Origin of the sequence: Arthrobacter sp. R-11 (assembly GCF_049913155.1) — a bacterium.
GTDB lineage: Bacteria > Actinomycetota > Actinomycetes > Actinomycetales > Micrococcaceae > Arthrobacter.
The window spans coordinates 1,827,050-1,843,760 of record NZ_CP183979.1 but is presented as its reverse complement, the minus strand read 5'-3'; the positions used below and the strand labels follow the sequence as shown (position 1 = coordinate 1,843,760).

The following is a 16,711-nucleotide window of genomic DNA, read 5'->3' as shown; positions in this document are numbered from 1 at the left end:
CGTTCGAGTCAGGTGGTCGCGGACGGCATCGTGTTGATGCTGAGGATGTTCCCTTCCGTGTCGAGGAACCAGGCGCCCCGTTCGCCGTCAGGCATGGTGGCTACGCCGTTTTCGGTCTTCAGGCCCGGGAAGTCGTAGTCCTCGAAGACCACGCCGCGGGACCGCAGATCGGCCATTTCTGCATCCAAGTCGTCCGTGATCCAGCCCATCTGGGTGTTCTTTGCCGTGCCGGCGTTGCCGGTCTGGTACAGCAGGAATGCGGTGCCGTTGCCGCACTTGAACAGGTAGTTGTCTCCGGCGTCCGGGTTGTCCGGTTCGAGTCCGAGCTTGTCGCGGTAGAACTCGCGGGCACGGTTGATGTCACTGGCGGGAAGTACGGCCGCGACACTGAGATCCTTAAGCATTGCAGTTCCTTTCCAAGCCCACCCCCGGGGCCACTCTACTCCTGGCTCGGCCGGATGGAAGGGGGTCCCGGACGCCCCTCAAGGAGGCCTTCCGGCGCCTTTTCCGGGCTGTTCGGGAAGGGGCCGTAGACTGGCCGCATGCCGATCATTGCCGATGACAAAGACTGGACCTGGGTCCTTCACAAGCCCTGCCCGGAATGTGGTTTCGAGCCCGCCACGGTGAACCCCGCAACGGTGTCCGGTACGGTGCTGGACATGCTGCCGCGCTGGAGGACCGTCCTGGAACGCCCCGGTGCGGAGGTCCGCCCGGACGACAGCACCTGGTCCCCGCTGGAGTACGCCTGCCACGTACGGGACGTCTTCAGCCTCTTCGAGCAGCGCCTGCACCTCATGCTGGGCGAGGACGGCGCCCGCTTCGCCAACTGGGACCAGGACCAGGCAGCCATCGACGGCGGTTACGCCACCGCTGATCCGGCCACGGTGGCCGCCGAACTGGAGGCCGAGGGCCGCCGGGTCGCGGCTTCCTTCGCCGGCGTCACGGAAGGACAGTGGCCCCGCACGGGCACCCGCAGCAACGGCTCCGAGTTCACTGTGCTCACCTTTTCGCGCTACTTCATGCACGACGTCGTCCACCACCTGCACGACGTGAAGGGCTGAGCGGCGTGGCCTGGACAGACACGCGAGCCACCCGGCTGTTCGGTACCCGGCTGCCGATCGTCCTTGGACCGTTCGGCGGCGTCTCCTCGGTGGAACTTGCCGCTGCCGTCGGCAACGCCGGCGGGCTGGGCTCCTTCGGCCTGTACGGCTACGAACCCGCCCGGATCAGCGCCACGGCCGAGGCCCTCAAGGCGGCGACGCCCGCGCCTTTCGCCCTCAACCTGTGGCTCCCGGTTCCCGGCGAAGAGGAACCGCGCCCGGACGCGGAAAAGTTCAACGCCTGGCGTGAGGTGCTGCGCCCGTACTTCGAAGAGCTCGAACTGGAGCTCCCGGAGCAACCGGATTCGTGGCTGCCGGATGTGGAGGAACAGATCGCTGCGGCCATCGAGGCACGGCCTGCCGTTCTCAGCTTCGTCTTCGGGGTGCCCTCACCCGCAGTGGTGGAAGCCGCGCACCGGAACGGAATCGTCGTCGTCGGGACCGCCACCACGGTGGAGGAAGCGGTTGCGCTGGCCGGCGGAGGGGTGGACGCGGTGGTCGCCACCGGCATGGAGGCCGGCGGCCACCGGGTGTCCTTCCTGCGTCCCGCCGAAGAGTCCCTGGTGGGAACGATGGCCCTCGTTCCGCAGGTGGCCGACGCCGTGGACGTTCCGGTCGTCGCCGCCGGCGGCATCGCCGACGGCCGTGGCCTCGCGGCGGCACTATGCCTCGGCGCGGATGCGGTACAGATCGGCTCGGCGTTCCTCGCCACGGAGCAGTCCGCCGCGGTCCCCGCCTACCGCGCGGTACTCCGCGGCCCCGACACCGCCCACACCGTCCTCACGCGAGCCCTGAGCGGCAGGCTCGCCCGCGGCATTCCGAACCGCATCATCACGGAATTGCCGGACCCATCCGCGCATGCGCCGTTCCCGGTGCAGAACTGGCTCACGGGGAAATTCCGGCCGGAGGCCGGGAAGCGCGGCAACACCGGGCTGATGTCCCTGTGGGCCGGACAGGCGAGCCCCTTGATCGGCGCCTCCGGAAAGGGTGCCTCCGGAGAGCGCCCTGCCGGAGAGTACGACGCCGGCCGCCTCGTGGAGCGGATCATCGCAGGGGCCGGTGAGGTGCTCGGGCGGCTCGGCCGCGGCTGAGCCGGCAAGGCCCGCACCAGAAACGGGCCGCCTACTCCGCGGGAAGGACCTTGTCCCAGGCCATGCTGCGATTGACCGCGGTGTAGCCCATCTTCAGGTACAGGGCCAGGGCGCCGGTGGGGTTCTCCGAATCGACATCGAGGGAGGCAACGTCCATGCCGGCCGCCACGAAGCGGTGCATCGCATCGGCCAGGAGGCTGCTCGCCACGCCCCGGCCCCGGTACTGCCGCCGCACGCCCAGCAGTTCGGTGTAGCCCTCCTTGTAGCCGCGGGCCGCTGCGGCATCGGGGTCGAAGGTGGCGATCTGGTAGCCGGCGATGTCCCCGGTGCCGGTGTCCCGGACCACGGTGCTGAGGTCCTGCCGGTGAAGCGGGTCCTGCATGGCGAAACGCCAGGCTTCCTCGTCCCGCGGCTCGCTGCCCCAGTGGTCCCGGAAAGCGTCATTGTGGGCCAGCCGCACGGCCTCGTGCAGCCCGGGTTCCAGGGTGAGCAGTTCCAAGCCGGGCGCCAGGGCAATGTCCGGGAGGCCGCCGTCCAGGGGCCGGTGCATTTCGTTGAACCAGCGCACCACGTCGAAGCCTTCGGCCCCGAACAGGGCGGATTGGTGCGACATCTTCTCTTCCATGTACAGGCGCAGCCGCGGTACGGGTGCCGCTTCCGGCGGCGAGCCGTGCCGCCCCGGGTCCTCCGCGAAACGGCGCCGGGTGCGCCCCTCCTGCCAGGCGAGGATCGCGGTGCCGATCCCCCTGCCCTGCCACAGCGGATCCACGCAGGCGAAACCGACGGCTTTGTCGCCGTCGGGATTCTTGGCTATCCGGCCGTAGGCGCGGGGCACGCCGTCACCGTCGAGGCCCAGCACGGTATCCACCGCAGGATCGTTCTTGCTCGACTGCAGGATCTGTTCCAGGTCGCCGGCCCTCTCGTACCAGACGGGCTGTTCCACAGCGGCCGTGCGGGCTATGAGCGCCGCCCAGGCTTCGACGTCGGCAGTTCCCACGGCCCGCCACTGGAGGCCGGTTGCTTGCGGATCGGGCAGCGGAACGGCTTTGGGAAGAGGCGCAGGAAGCTCGGTCATCCCCCTAGGCTACTGAGCGGTAGCAGGCTTCACCAGCACCTGGTTCGCCGGTACACCTCCGGCCGCGAGCTCCAGGAGTTCATCGCCGGGGCGGATGTCCGCGGGGTCGTGGGTCACGAGCACCACCGTATGGTCTTGCAGCCCTGCCCGCAGTTCGGCCATCATCGCGGCGGCGGTGCCGGCGTCGAGGTGCGCGGTGGGCTCGTCGAGCAGTAGCACGTCCGCGCCGCTGATGAGCGTGCGCGCCATGGCCAGCCGCTGCCGTTCGCCGCCGCTCAGGAAGGAACCGGACGGCCCGATCCTGCTGTCCAGCCCGTCAGGCAGGACGGCCAGGAGGGTGGACAGTCCGACGGCGGCCAGCGCCTGGCGCATCTGTGTTTCGTCCGGCTTGTTTCCGGCCGGACGGGCCAGGAGGAGGTTGCCCCGGATGGTCGAGTCGAACAGGTGGGCCTCCTGCGGGCACCAGGCCGCCTTCCCGCCCAGCCTGGCTGTGCCCGCCGACGGCGGCAGGAAGCCGAGCAGCACCGACAGCAGGGTGGACTTGCCCGCCCCGGAAGGCCCGGTGACGGCGAGCCAGCGGCCGGGCCCGGCGTCGGCGTCGACCCCGCTGAACACCGGCCCGCCGCCCGGCCAGCGGGCTTCCAGGCCGCGCAGCTCCAGGCCGGCCCGGTTCCCCGGCAGCATGGGAACCGTGGTGACGCCGGTTTCGGCAAGCTTGTCCAGCCCGCCCGTTGCAGCAATGCGCCGCAGCACGGCGGCCAGCGCCGGCGCCTGGCGCACCGCGGGAACCACGGCGCCGAAGTGCTCCGCCAGCGCCAGTTGCATCAGCACGATCACGGCCAGCACGGCTGCACCGGAGCTTCCCGCCTCCACGGGCCCGGCACCGGCCAGGCCGGCGGCGAGGGCACCCAGGGTGCACGCCAGCACCCCGATCCCCTGCCCGAGCCCCTCGGCCCAGGCCGCACGGCGGGCGGCAGCGGTGGCGGCGCGGTCCCCGGCGGCCAGGGAAGCCAGCACGGGACCCGCCACCCCGTTGGCGCCCAGTTCGGCGCGGGTGTCCAGCGCCGCGGCGACATCGCGGAGTACGAGGGAGCGCAACCGCTGTTCGGCACGGGCCGCATTGCGGTCCGCGAGAAGTGCCGCCAGGGGCGCGAGCAGCAGGGCGGCCAGCGCGGTCACGACGACGGCGGTCAGGGCCGCCGGGAGCAGCATCGCCGTCGCGGTAACTGCCGCGGTTGCCACGGCGAGCGCCGACAGCGGTGGAAGGACGACGCGCGGGATCAGATCGCGGAGGGTGTCGACGTCGTCCACCACTGTTCCCAGGACGTTGCCGCCGCGCAGGAGCCGGCGCAGGGAAAGGGCGCGTTGGCTGAGCGAGGCCCAGAGCACGCCGCGCAGGCGTGTCATGGCCTCGAAGACCAGGTCGTGGACCGCCAGGCGTTCGCAGTAGCGCAGCACGGCCCGGCCGATGCCGAAGAACCGGACCCCGACGATCGCGCCCAGCAGGTAGAGGATGGGCGGCTGTTCGCTGGCGCGGATGATGAGCCAGCCGGACAGGCCGGACAGTGCCACCGCGAACAGCGCCGCGAGGGCAGCCAGCAGCACGGCTCCCGCGAAGCGGAAGCCCAGCGGCGCGAGGATCCGGGCCAGTGCCTTCACGGGGCCCGGGCCGTCGGCCGTGGCCGGCTCCCCGGCATCCGATCCGGGTGCGGCGGTTTGCGGTGCCCGCTCCGTTGCTGGTGCTTCCGTTGCAGCTGCTTCCGGCCTCGCTGTGCCTGCGCCGCCGCTTGACGGTCCCAGAGCCACGACATGGTCCGCGAGGCCGCGCGTCGCCGCGTCATGGGCCACGAGGATGACCGTCGCCTTGCCTCGCAGGCCGGTGATGGCGGCGCGCACGGCATCGGCGGTGACGGAGTCAAGGTGCGCAGTGGGTTCGTCAAGCAGCAGCACTGTGGCGCCTGCCTCGAGCCGGGCCAGGCCGCGGGCTACCGCCACCCGCCGCAGCTCCCCCGGGCTGAGTTCGGCGGGGTGCTTGAGCGCCAGATGCGCGGCCGCCACCCGGGCCAGGCAGTCCAGGGCCCTCTCATCCGCGCTGCCCAGGCCTCCGTTTGGCCGCGCTCCATTAACGGGCGTCCCGTCTGCCGGCACTTCAAGGTACAGCCGCACCTCGGCCAGCACGGTGTCCGCCAGCATCGCCGGGTGCTGCGGCACCCAGGCCAGCTTCCCGGCACCGGGCCCGCTGAGGGTCCCCCGCACCGCGGTCCCGGTCCCGCCGGCAGCCGAGCCGTCCCGCACGGTCCCGGCCAGCACCCCGAGCACGGTGCTCTTTCCGCTTCCGCTGGGGCCCGAGAGCGCCGTGACAAGCCCGGCGGGTGCTTCGAAGTCGAGGGGCCCGACGGCGTCGTGCGGCCGGCCGGCGTAACGCACCGCGAGGCCGCGGACGGTAAGCGCCGCGCTGTTTCCCTCCACACCGCTTCCGTGTGCGCTGTTTCCATCCGGGCCGGTTCCGTCCGGGCCACTGCCAAAGCGGCGACCCGCAGGGGTAGCCAGGGCCGCGCTGCTCGTGGCGAGCGCTTCCCGGCCTTCTTCGCTCGCATGGTGGGCGGTTCCGAGTTCGCGCAGCGGCAAGTAGCAGTCCGGAGCGAGGATCAAGGCGAGCACGCCGGCTTCCAGGCCCATGTCGCCCGAGACCAGCCGGACGCCGATGAATACCGCCACCACGGCCACCGAAATCGTTGCAATCAGCTCCAGGGCCAGCGATGACAGGAACGCCGTGCGCAGGGTTCCCATGGTGCGGGAGCGGTACTCCGTGGAGAGGTCTTCGAGGGCCGCCTGCTGCTCTGCGGCCCGCCCCAGGCCCACCAGCACCGGCAGGCCCTTGGCAAGTTCCAGGATGTGGTTGGAAAGGCGCCGGAGCGTCGCCTGTGCTTCGCGGACGCGGTCTTCCGTGTGCTTGCCGATCAGCACCATGAACAGAGGCACCAAGGGAAGGGTCAGCACGATCACCACAGCGCTCACCCAATCCGCGAACAGGATCCGGGCACCCAGCAGCAACGGAATGGCGGCGCAGTTGAGCAGGGCGGGCAGGAACTGGGTGTAGTAGTTGTCCAGGGCGTCCAGGCCTCGCGTGGCCAAGATCGCCAGGCCTCCGTCATTCAGGGAGCCGGCAAGGTTCGGCAATTTGCTTGCCCCGGTTCCCCCGCCACCGAGGGCGTGCTCCAGGAGCTTGGCCCGCAGTTCCTCCTTGACGCCGAGCGCAGCGCGGCGCGCGGCGACTGCCTGCCCCCAGACGGCCGCGGCCCTCAGCACCGCACCGGCGGCACCCCAGACGAGCTGTTCCCGCCAGTCCCCGCTCCCGCCGGCGAGGCCGGCCAGGAGCGAGGCGATGGCCTGGGCGAGCAGCACCAGTGACAGTGCCTTGAGCGCCGAGAGCAGGCCCAGCAGGTACAGCGCGGAGCGGGTAGCCGGGCCGGAGGGCAGTGCGGGCTTCATGCCTTAACTGCCTGCCTTATCGGAGCCGCCGGCAAGCACCTTGGAGGCGATGGCCGGAAGGAACCCGTGGGCGGCAGGAATGACGTCGACACTGACCCGGCGGCGGAACACCCAGTAGGTCCATGCCTGGTAGGCGACCACCAGCGGCAGCCCGAAGGCGGCCGCGATGCTCATCAGTCCGAGCGTGTAGTCCGAAGAGGAGGCGTTCGCCACGGTCAGGTTGAATGCCGGGTTCAGCGTGGACGGCAGCACCACCGGGTAGGCCGCCCCGAAGATCGAGGCCGCGGACGCCGCGATGAACAGCGCGAGCGCCATGAACGGCCGGCCTTCGCGGCCCCTGGATGCCAGCCACCAGGCGGCGGCCGCGGCACAGGCGGCGACGGCGGTCAGCGCCCAGGTCCACGGCTTGCCGTCGATCAGCTGCACGGAAACGGACCAGGCGAGCATCGGCAGTGCGGCGAGGGGAACCCAGCGCACGAAGGTGCGGCGGGCGCGGTGCCGCACCTCGCCGTCGCTCTTCAGGGCAAGGAAGGCGAGCGCGTGCACCAGGGCGAAGACGACGACGGCGAGTCCGCCCAGCACCGCATAGCCGTTGAACCAGGCGAAGGGGCCGCCGTCGCGGTCGCCATTGGCGTCCAGCGGAAGCCCGGTGGTGGTCAGGGCCAGGGCAGCGCCGACGCCGAAGGCGGCGAAGAAGGAGCCCAGCGCGATGGCCCAATCCCAGCCGGCCCGCCAGCGAGCGGAATCCACCTTGCCGCGGTATTCGAAGGCCACCGCGCGGAAGATCAGGGCCACCAGGACCAGCAGCAGCGGCAGGTACAGGGCGGAGAAGAGGGAAGCGTACCAGAGCGGGAAGGCCGCGAAGGTGGCTCCGCCGGCGGTGAGCAGCCAGACCTCGTTGCCGTCCCAGACCGGGCCGATGGTGTTGAGCAGTACCCGGCGTTCGGCGTCGTTGCGGGCGAACAGTTTCATGAGCATGCCGACGCCGAGGTCGAATCCCTCCAAGAAGAGGTAGCCGGTCCACAGGACGGCGATCGCGATGAACCAGATGGTGGGCAACAGTTCCATGTCCGTAAGTCCTCTGCAGTTCCTAGTAGGCGAAAGCCAGCACGTCGTCGCCGCCCGCGGACGGCGGGGTGCCGCCGTCGTCCTTCTTGTCCTTATCCAAGCCGTCCTTGGCGTGCGCGAGCTCCGGCATTGCGGAGGCCACCCCGCCGCGCACGTACTTGACCAGCAGCCGCACCTCGACCACCAGCAGCACGGCGTAGATCGAGGAAAGCACCACCAGCGAGGTAATGAGCTCGCCTGCCGAAACTCCGGGCGAGACGGCGGCGGCGGTAAACATGAACACCTGGTCGATGCCGGAGGGATCCGGGTTCGGTGCCACGACGAACGGCTGGCGGCCCATCTCGGTGAAGATCCAGCCGGCGGAGTTGGCGCCGAACGGGGCGAGGATACCGAGCACGGCCAGGCGCATGAGCCAGCGCGACTGCGACACAACACCCTTGCGGGTGACCCAGAGGGCCAGCAGGGCGGCGAAAGCGGCAAGCCCGCCGAAACCGATCATCATACGGAAGCCCCAGTAGGTCACCTCCATGACCGGCACGTACTGGATTTCCTTGCCCGCGCGGTCACCGTAGAGCGGGCTGTCCGGCAGGTGGGTGCCGTACTTCTCCTGGTATTCGGGAAGGAGGCTGTTCACGCCCTTGACCTCGGTGGTGAAGTCGCCCTTGGCCAGGAAGGACAGGATGCCCGGCACCTCGATCACGGCCACGACGTCATCGCAGTTCCTGGCGCCGACGTTGCCGACGCTGAGCACGGAGAAGCCTGTGCCGTCATGGCAGGCGGCCTCGGCGGCGGCCATCTTCATGGGCTGTTGCTGGAACATGAGCTTGCCCTGCAGGTCGCCGGTGAACGCGGTGCCGGCGAAGGAGATCATCGCGACGACGGCGCCGATCCGCAGCGAACGGATCCACACGGTGTAGTCGGCCTTGTCGCGGCCGGGAATGGCGGCATTGCCGGGAACGAGCCGGCCGTCCTTGCCTACGGTGTCGATGCCGTCGTGGCGGCGGCGCCACAGGTGGTACCAGGCGATGCCGAGCAGGAAGGCACCTGCCACGCCGAGCGCGCCGAAGAGCGTATGCGGAACGGCCACGAGCGCCGTGTTGTTGGTGAAGACGGCCCAGGCATCGGTCATGACGGGCCGGCCGTCGATCATCTCCACGCCCACCGGGTGCTGCATCCAGGAGTTGGCCACGATGATGAAGTAGGCCGAGAACAGCGAGCCGATGACGGCGATCCACAGGCAGGCCAGGTGGACGCCGCGCTTGAGTTGCTTCCAGCCGAAGATCCACAGCCCCAGGAAGGTGGACTCCACGAAGAACGCCAGCAGGGCTTCGAGCGCCAGCGGGGCGCCGAAGACGTCGCCCACGAAGCGGCTGTACTCGCTCCAGGCCATGCCGAACTGGAACTCCTGGACGATGCCGGTGGCCACGCCCATGATGAAGTTGATGAGGAAAAGCTTGCCCCAGAACTTGGTCATCCGCAGGTACTCGGGCGTGCCCGTGCGGTACCAGAGGGTCTGGATGATGGCGACGACGAGCCCGAGGCCGATCGTCAGGGGAACCATCATGAAGTGGTAGACGGTGGTGATCCCGAATTGCCAACGTGCGATTTCCAAGGCGTCCATGGCTGTCCTTTGTCCGGCTGACCGCAGAGCGGCCCGCTTCTTCTACATTTCGTAGAAAACCATTTGTTCTACACAGTGTAGAACAAAACTGGGGAGAACAAACCGGCGTCCCCTGCTCACACTTTTCCAGCGGCGCCTGAGCCCCGCAAGGGTCCGCCACGCCGTATGTTCTACTTCACGTAGAACCGCGGCCCGAAAAGCGATAGATTTGATACCGGAATGTTGGATCGTCGCACCCCGCATTGGCCCGAACGGCCATTGGGTGCGGAAAGCAGGGATGTAACGATGGCAAGTCTTGGCGAACTCGAACGGGCAGTGATGGATCTGCTCTGGGCAGGCCAGGAGGCGGCAACCGCCAATAAGCTGCGTGACCTGCTGGCCCGCGATTCGGAGGCCGAGGGCGGAAACGCCGGCCACCAAGGCAAGGACCTCGCAGTCACCACCGTCCTGACCGTCCTGTCCCGGCTGGAAAAGAAGGGCCTCGTGGAGCGCGAACGCGGCATGCGCCCGCACCGCTACCAGGCGGTCTCCAGCAGGGAAGACCACACCGCGGAACTCATGCACGAGGTCCTGGGGTCCGCCCCTGACCGCGAAGCGGTGCTTGCCCGTTTCATCGGCTCCGTCAGCGAAAGTGAAGCGGCCACGCTGCGCAAACTGCTCGGCGAACACTAGCTCCCATGTTCTGGACCTCATACTTTCTGGCGGTCCTTGCTCTGGTACTGGCCTGGCCGGTACCCGTCCTCCTCTCCCGTGCCGCCTGGCCGGCCCGGGCACCCTTCACTGCGATGGTCCTGTGGCAGGCCATCGCCCTGGCCGGCGGCCTCTCGATGATCGGCGCCATGCTGGTCTACGGACTCGAACCGATCGGTGACAACCTGATCGCGGGCCTGCGCGCCCTGGCCGGCATGGTCCTGCACAACGAGCCCACTACGGCGCTTGGCTTCTGGCACCTGTTCGCCCTCTCGGCGGCGGCCCTGCTCAGCGCCCATCTCGTGTTCACGCTGCTGCTGACCTATGTCAAGATCGAACGCCAGCGCAGGCGCCACCGCGAATTGCTGGCGCTCCTTGCCTCGCCCTCCGGCGACGGCCCGGGCACCGTGGTGATCAACCACGACTCACCCGTTGCTTACTGCCTTCCCGGCGGCGCCCGCTCCGTGACGGTGCTTTCGGACGGCCTCATGGCGCGGCTCGAGCCGGCGGAACTGCGTGCGGTACTGATCCACGAAAACGCCCACCTGAGCCAGCGCCACGACCTCCTGCTCTGGGCCTTCGCAGCCTGGCGCCAGGCACTGCCCTGGTTCCCCACCACCCGCTACGCCCAGCTCGCCGTGAACTCCCTGATCGAAATGCTGGCCGACGACGTCGCGCTGCGCAGCGAAAGCAAAGCCACGCTGATCAAGGCCATCGCACTGGTGGCCGGCGGTTCCACCGGGTCTGCTAGTGCCCGGCCGGCCCTCGCCTCGCCCGGGCAGGCGGGCAGCGACAGCGCCTTCGGCGGGACGGGGAGCTTCAGCGGGGCGGGCGGGGCCGATTCACCGCGTACGACGGCGTCCCGCGTCAGCCGCCTGCTCTCCCCTGAGCCGCCACTCAGGCCCGCCTATCGCACCCTGGTGCTGGCGGCGTCGGCCCTGCTGCTGGCAGCTCCGACGGCGCTGCTGGTCGTGCCGGGCCTGCTCGGCTGACTCCACCCTCCGGACATGTCCGGCGGCTGGCTCGAAGAGTGGACATAACAGACTATCTCCACTCACGGATCCCAGGAGTGGACATGTCCACCGGAAATCAGACGTCGATGCGTTCCCGGTCCAGGCGGGCGGCGCCGTCGATGATGAACTCCTTGCGCGGGGCGACGTCAGAGCCCATCAGGAGGTCGAAGACCTTCTCGGCCTGTTCCAAGTGTTCGATCCCGACCTTGCGCAGGGTGCGATGCCGCGGGTCCATGGTGGTCTCGGCCAGCTGCTGCGCGTCCATTTCGCCAAGGCCCTTGTAGCGCTGGATCGGCTCCTTGTAGCGCTTGCCTTCCTTGGCCAGCTTGGCGAGCAGCGCGTGCAGCTCGGCCTCGGAATAGGTGTAGATCATCTCGTTGGCCTTCTGGCCGGGGTTGATGACCTCCACGCGGTGCAGCGGCGGGACGGCGGCGAACACGCGCCCGGCCTCGACCATGGGCCGCATGTACCGGAAGAACAAGGTGAGCAGCAGCGTGCGGATGTGGGCGCCGTCGACGTCGGCGTCGGTCATCAGGATCACCTTGCCGTACCGGGCGGCGTCGATGTCGAAGCTGCGCCCGGACCCGGCGCCCACCACCTGGATGAGGGCGGCGCATTCGGCGTTGGAGAGCATGTCCCCGACCGAGGCTTTTTGGACGTTCAGGATCTTGCCCCGGATCGGCAGCAGCGCCTGGAAGTCCGAGGAGCGGGCAAGCTTAGCGGTACCGAGCGCCGAGTCGCCCTCCACGATGAACAGTTCCGAGCGTGCGACGTCGTCCGTGCGGCAGTCTGCCAGCTTGGTGGGCATCGAGGAGGTTTCCAGGGCGTTCTTCCGCCGCTGGGTCTCCTTGTGGACCCGCGCCGAAATCCGCGACTTCATCTCGCTGACGATTTTTTCCAGCAGCAGCGTGGACTGCGCCTTGTCGTTGCGGTTGCTGGAGTTCAGCCGCGCCGTGATCTCCTGCTCCACCACCTTGGCCACGATGGACCGCACGGCCGAGGTGCCCAGGATTTCCTTGGTCTGCCCCTCGAACTGGGGTTCTGCCAGGCGCACGGTCAGCACGGCGGTCAGGCCGGCCAGGATGTCATCCTTTTCGATCTTGTCGTTGCCGGCCTTGAGCTTGCGTGCATTGGACTCGACGGCCTTGCGGAAGGTCTTCACGAGAGCCTGCTCGAAACCGGCCTGGTGGGTGCCGCCCTTGGGGGTGGAAATGATGTTCACGAAGCTGCGCATTGTCGTGTCATAGCCGATGCCCCAGCGCAGGGCGACGTCCACTTCGCAGTCCCGTTCGACCTCGGCGATGGTGCTGTGTCCATTGTCGTCCAGGACCGGCACGGTCTCCTTGAACTTGCCCGCCCCGTGGAGGCGCCAGATGTCCGTGACGGGTGTGTCGGCGGCGAGGAAGTCGACGAACTCCGAGATGCCGCCGTCGTGGTGGAAGACCTCCTCATGCGGGCCGTCCTGGCCCGGAGTGCCGGCCAGGCGCCGTTCGTCGCGCACTGTCAGCTTCAGGCCCGGGATGAGGAACGAGGTCTGGCGGGCGCGGGCGCCCAGGTCCTCATAGGAGAACTTGGCGTCCGGGGTGAAGATCTGGCGGTCCGCCCAGTAGCGGATGCGCGTGCCGGTGACACCGCGCTTTGCCTTGCCGACGACGTCGAGCACCGAGTTGTCGACAAACGGTTCAAAGTCCGCGGTAGGACTGGGCTTGGAGCCGCCGTCCTTGAAGCGTCCGGGCTCGCCGCGGCGGAAGGACATCTGGTACGTCTTGCCGCCGCGGTCCACCTGGACGTCGAGACGGCTGGAAAGGGCGTTGACGACGGAGGCGCCCACGCCGTGCAGGCCGCCCGAAGCGGTGTAGGAGCCGCCGCCGAACTTGCCGCCGGCGTGCAGCTTCGTGAAGACGACCTCGACGCCGCTCAGCCCGGTCTTGGGTTCGACGTCCACCGGGATGCCGCGGCCGTCGTCGTGGATTTCCACCGAGTTGTCCGCGTGCAGGATGACCCTGATGTCGTGGCCGAAACCGGCGAGGGCCTCATCGACTGAGTTGTCGATGATTTCCCACAGGCAGTGCATGAGGCCGCGCGAGTCCGTGGAACCGATGTACATGCCCGGGCGTTTGCGGACCGCTTCGAGTCCTTCCAGGACCGAGAGGTGCCGGGCGGTGTATTCAGAACTCGGGGCCACGGGCGGGGCGCTCCTTCGGTTTGGGCTGGGCGGCAAAAAGGACTTCTCCTAGGCTAGCCGCACCCGCCCGCCAAGGCTGTCTTGCCACACCCGGGAAGCGCGGCCTCACGGGTGGTGTTACGCACATGTGATACGCGCTGAGCGAAAGTTGAGCCTTTCTTGCGCTAAATCGGTACCTCGGGCTGCTTATATGGTTCTACAGAACTATCAAGGAGGCCGACCATGACAACAGCTGTTGCAGACCGCACGCTCACTGCTGCTGACCGGTGCGATCGTTGCGGAGCCCAGGCGTACGTCCGCGTTGTACTCGAGACCTCCGGTGGCGAGCTGCTCTTCTGCGGGCACCACGCACGCGCAGTGGAAGCGACTCTCCGTCCCATGACCTCTGAATGGCACGACGAGACGTCCCGCCTGCACGAGAAGGAAGCCGTTCCGGCCGACTAAGCTGCAGGGCCCCGGCCGCCCGGACTGAAGGTGGCCACGCGGGGACAAGCAAACGCAAAACGGGCGTGGCCCCTCCAACCGGAGGGGCCACGCCCGTTTTGCGCGGCCGGTGTCCTAGTCCAGGTAGTCGCGCAGGACCTGGGAGCGCGACGGGTGGCGCAGCTTGGACATCGTCTTCGATTCGATCTGGCGGATGCGTTCGCGGGTCACGCCGTAGACCTTGCCGATTTCGTCTAAAGTCTTCGGCTGGCCGTCGGTCAGGCCGAAGCGCATGGCGACGACGCCTGCTTCACGCTCGGACAAGGTATCCAGGACGGAGTGCAGCTGTTCCTGGAGCAGTGTGAAGCTCACTGCGTCTGCAGGGACAACAGCCTCGGAGTCTTCGATGAGGTCACCGAATTCGGAGTCGCCGTCTTCGCCCAGCGGAGTGTGCAGCGAGATCGGTTCGCGGCCGTACTTCTGGACTTCGACGACCTTTTCCGGGGTCATGTCCAGTTCCAGTGCGAGTTCTTCCGGCGTGGGTTCGCGGCCGAGGTCCTGGAGCATCTGGCGCTGGACGCGGGCCAGCTTGTTGATGACTTCCACCATGTGCACCGGGATACGGATGGTGCGCGCCTGGTCGGCCATGGCACGGGTAATGGCCTGGCGGATCCACCAGGTGGCGTAGGTGGAGAACTTGAAGCCCTTGGTGTAGTCGAACTTCTCCACGGCGCGGATCAGGCCCAGGTTGCCTTCCTGGATGAGGTCCAGGAAGAGCATGCCGCGGCCGGTGTAGCGTTTGGCCAGGGAGACGACGAGACGCAGGTTGGCTTCGAGCAGGTGGTTCTTGGCGCGCTTGCCGTCGTGGATGATGAACTCCAGCTCACGCTTGAGCTTGGGGTCCATCGAGCCGTCGTCGGAGTTGATCTTCTCTTCGGCGAAGAGGCCGGCTTCGATGCGGAGCGCGAGGTCCACTTCCTGCTCGGCGTTCAGCAGCGCGACCTTGCCGATCTGCTTCAGGTAGTCCTTGACGGGGTCGGCGGTGGCGCCGGCGGACATGACCTGCTGGACAGGGGCGTCATCGTCGTCGGCGTCCGAGTAAACGAAGCCGGAACCGGTGCCCGCGGGCTTCTTCTCATCCTCTTCCACCTCCTCGCCGAGCTCTGCTTCGTCAGGAGCTGCAGCGTCGAAGTCCTCTTCCTCCACCTCTTCGGAGGCATCGGATTCATCGGAGGCCTTGGCAGCTGCCTTGGCCCCGGGCTTGGGCCCACGCTTCTTGGGGGCCGGCTTCTCTGCGTCTGAAGCCTTGCCAGCACGTGTTGCCGCACGCTTGGCAGTTGCGGCCGCCTGCGATTCTTCGGCGGTCAGTTCAGCCTGGGCGGCGGGTTCCTTCTCGGCGGGAGACGGGGTCACAGAAAACCTTTCTAGCGGCGGTCTGTGGAATCACCATGGGGGCAACACCACTATGACCCTGTCAAGTCCGCGATCAACATCAAGTGCGATCAGCGCCTGCAGAGTCACTCAGTAAAACTGCCGGCGCCACCGAATTGTTCCCGGTAAGAGGGAATGCCTCGGGCACTTGAAACACGGACCCAACCGGGTCTCGGCCTACATTGTCTCACGCTTTTCGCTGTCAGCGGGCGAATTGTGCAGACTGTGGCGGCATTCAAGCCGCTGCCCCTCCAAAGCGGCGCCAGGCGGCGCCCCTGTTCCGGGCCCAGCCGCAAAGGGTCCCGCGGTGTACGAGTTCGCTCAGCAGCGCCGCCAGCCGGTAGCCGGGCTCTTCCGCTTCCGCCTGGCGCAGCAGGGCGTCAGCGGAGGAACCGCTTCCCCTGCACCATTGGATCCAGCCGCGAAGGGTGAGCGCCGCCGCCCTGGCTTCCCCGCCGCCGCGCGCGGCGAGGTCCTCGAGCAGCCGGTCCAGCGCGTCGAGGCGCTTCCAGTCAGGCACGGCCGGGTGCAGGCCGAGAAGTACGTCCCCGTAGCGCAGCACTGCCGCAGGGTCCTTGGACGGCCGGGACGGCCGGGGCTTTGCCGCAACAGCTGCTTCGGCCGACGCCCGAACCCTTCCATCTCCCCTGGGCGCTGCAATGCCTGCCAGTTCGACGGGCAGCTGCAACTCCGGCATGATTCCATCGCGAAAGAATCCGAAGGCTTCCGCGCCGGCACACGCCGTTTCCCGGCCTGCGGCCGCGGCGACTGCAACGGCGTCACGCCAGGCCGGTATGCGAAGGCAGGCCCGGAGGAACGCTGCCGGAACAGTTCCCAGCACCGGCGAGCCGCCCTCGCGGTCCAGGACGCGGAACCAGCCATCGAGCATCAACCCCAGGGACGTCCGGGCCTTCCAAGCGTCCCCGAGCCGTTCCATGGCTGCCGCTTCTTCCGCCGCAAGGCCCGGCTCGTCCTGCCCGGCGAACGGACCTGAGGAATCGTCCGCCCCTGTTGCGACATTGCTTCCGCGGAACACCATTTCGGCGTTGAGCCGGCTGTCGTGGATCAATTCAACGGGATGCCCGGGCCATGGACAGCATCCGGGGTCCTCGCAGAAGGCGCTGCGCCAGTGCCCCGGACCCACCAGCCATGCGTCGCGCAGGACCAGCCCTCCGGCGTCGAGCACCTCTTCCACCGCCCGCAACAACGGACTGTGCCGTTCCGCGACCGTGCCGTCGCCCCAGCCGGAGCCTGAGTAGACAACAAGCAGCGCGCCGTCGGCGGAGGGGTCCGCGGCGAGATACTCACCGATCTTTTCGGCAAAGGCGGCAAGGCGCGGCGGACCGGAATCCGGAGGCAGGTCCACGCGGAGCGTCGCACCGAGCGTCTTCCCGTGCAAGGTCAAGGCCACCAGGCTTTCCTCGGGCCAGAGGCCCAGGGCGTGCGGGACATACCCAAGGATGTCTTCGGGCCTGGAGATGGTCATGCGTTCGTTTGTCATGGACCCAGCATCGGCAGCAGC

At 68.3% G+C, this 16,711-nt stretch carries 13 protein-coding genes; 5 read left to right on the top strand and 8 right to left on the bottom strand.

Annotation, left to right across the window (positions count from 1 at the left end; all coding sequences use genetic code 11):
• Positions 1-8 precede the first annotated feature (8 nt).
• Entirely contained in the window at positions 9-404 is a 396-nt protein-coding gene (locus tag ACN9M4_RS08315; protein ID WP_426303063.1) for a VOC family protein, read from the bottom strand.
• 138 nt (positions 405-542) lie between these two features.
• Between ACN9M4_RS08315 and ACN9M4_RS08310 the strand changes: the two genes are divergently transcribed.
• Together ACN9M4_RS08310 and ACN9M4_RS08305 are read left to right on the top strand one after the other, a co-directional pair.
• A complete protein-coding gene (locus ACN9M4_RS08310) occupies positions 543-1,061 on the top strand; it encodes a DinB family protein (RefSeq protein WP_426303062.1) in 519 nt (172 codons plus the stop codon).
• Between the two features lie 5 nt (positions 1,062-1,066).
• The gene (locus ACN9M4_RS08305; RefSeq protein WP_426303061.1) at positions 1,067-2,191 is read left to right on the top strand and encodes an NAD(P)H-dependent flavin oxidoreductase; all 1,125 of its coding nucleotides are present in this window, start codon (positions 1,067-1,069) and stop codon (positions 2,189-2,191) included.
• A gap of 31 nt (positions 2,192-2,222) precedes the next feature.
• Here ACN9M4_RS08305 and ACN9M4_RS08300 read toward each other — a convergent pair whose 3' ends face one another.
• The 4 genes from ACN9M4_RS08300 to ACN9M4_RS08285 are packed head-to-tail and all read right to left on the bottom strand — an operon-like array spanning position 2,223 to position 9,447.
• Positions 2,223-3,266, bottom strand: coding sequence for a GNAT family N-acetyltransferase (locus ACN9M4_RS08300; RefSeq protein WP_426303060.1), 1,044 nt, complete (start codon positions 3,264-3,266; stop codon positions 2,223-2,225).
• Positions 3,267-3,275: 9 nt separating this feature from the next.
• Complete coding sequence (gene cydD / locus ACN9M4_RS08295; protein WP_426303059.1) at positions 3,276-6,758, bottom strand: thiol reductant ABC exporter subunit CydD; 3,483 nt, start codon at positions 6,756-6,758, stop codon at positions 3,276-3,278.
• A gap of 3 nt (positions 6,759-6,761) precedes the next feature.
• Positions 6,762-7,826 carry a cytochrome d ubiquinol oxidase subunit II gene (cydB, locus tag ACN9M4_RS08290; RefSeq protein WP_426303058.1) on the bottom strand — a complete coding sequence of 355 codons (1,065 nt, stop codon included), beginning with the start codon at positions 7,824-7,826 and terminating at the stop codon, positions 6,762-6,764.
• Between the two features lie 22 nt (positions 7,827-7,848).
• Positions 7,849-9,447 (bottom strand): cytochrome ubiquinol oxidase subunit I, encoded by a 1,599-nt coding sequence (locus ACN9M4_RS08285; protein ID WP_426303057.1) that lies wholly within the window; start codon positions 9,445-9,447, stop codon positions 7,849-7,851.
• A 285-nt stretch (positions 9,448-9,732) separates the two neighbouring features.
• On the opposite strand from ACN9M4_RS08285, the gene ACN9M4_RS08280 reads away from it, so the two are divergent.
• A complete protein-coding gene (locus ACN9M4_RS08280) occupies positions 9,733-10,119 on the top strand; it encodes a BlaI/MecI/CopY family transcriptional regulator (protein ID WP_426303056.1) in 387 nt (128 codons plus the stop codon).
• A 5-nt stretch (positions 10,120-10,124) separates the two neighbouring features.
• Positions 10,125-11,129, top strand: a complete 1,005-nt coding sequence (locus ACN9M4_RS08275; protein ID WP_426303055.1) for a M56 family metallopeptidase — start codon at positions 10,125-10,127, stop codon at positions 11,127-11,129.
• Positions 11,130-11,226: 97 nt separating this feature from the next.
• On the opposite strand, the gene ACN9M4_RS08270 is transcribed toward ACN9M4_RS08275, so the two are convergent.
• A complete protein-coding gene (locus ACN9M4_RS08270; RefSeq protein ID WP_426303054.1) occupies positions 11,227-13,335 on the bottom strand; it encodes a DNA gyrase/topoisomerase IV subunit B in 2,109 nt (702 codons plus the stop codon).
• 222 nt (positions 13,336-13,557) lie between these two features.
• Here ACN9M4_RS08270 and ACN9M4_RS08265 point away from each other — a divergent pair, with 222 nt between their 5' ends.
• Positions 13,558-13,779 carry a DUF7455 domain-containing protein gene (locus ACN9M4_RS08265; RefSeq protein WP_426303053.1) on the top strand — a complete coding sequence of 74 codons (222 nt, stop codon included), beginning with the start codon at positions 13,558-13,560 and terminating at the stop codon, positions 13,777-13,779.
• Between the two features lie 114 nt (positions 13,780-13,893).
• Here ACN9M4_RS08265 and ACN9M4_RS08260 read toward each other — a convergent pair whose 3' ends face one another.
• Positions 13,894-15,171 (bottom strand): RNA polymerase sigma factor, encoded by a 1,278-nt coding sequence (locus ACN9M4_RS08260; RefSeq protein WP_426303052.1) that lies wholly within the window; start codon positions 15,169-15,171, stop codon positions 13,894-13,896.
• A 253-nt stretch (positions 15,172-15,424) separates the two neighbouring features.
• Complete coding sequence (locus ACN9M4_RS08255) at positions 15,425-16,690, bottom strand: DUF4192 domain-containing protein (RefSeq protein ID WP_426303051.1); 1,266 nt, start codon at positions 16,688-16,690, stop codon at positions 15,425-15,427.
• Positions 16,691-16,711 lie beyond the last annotated feature (21 nt).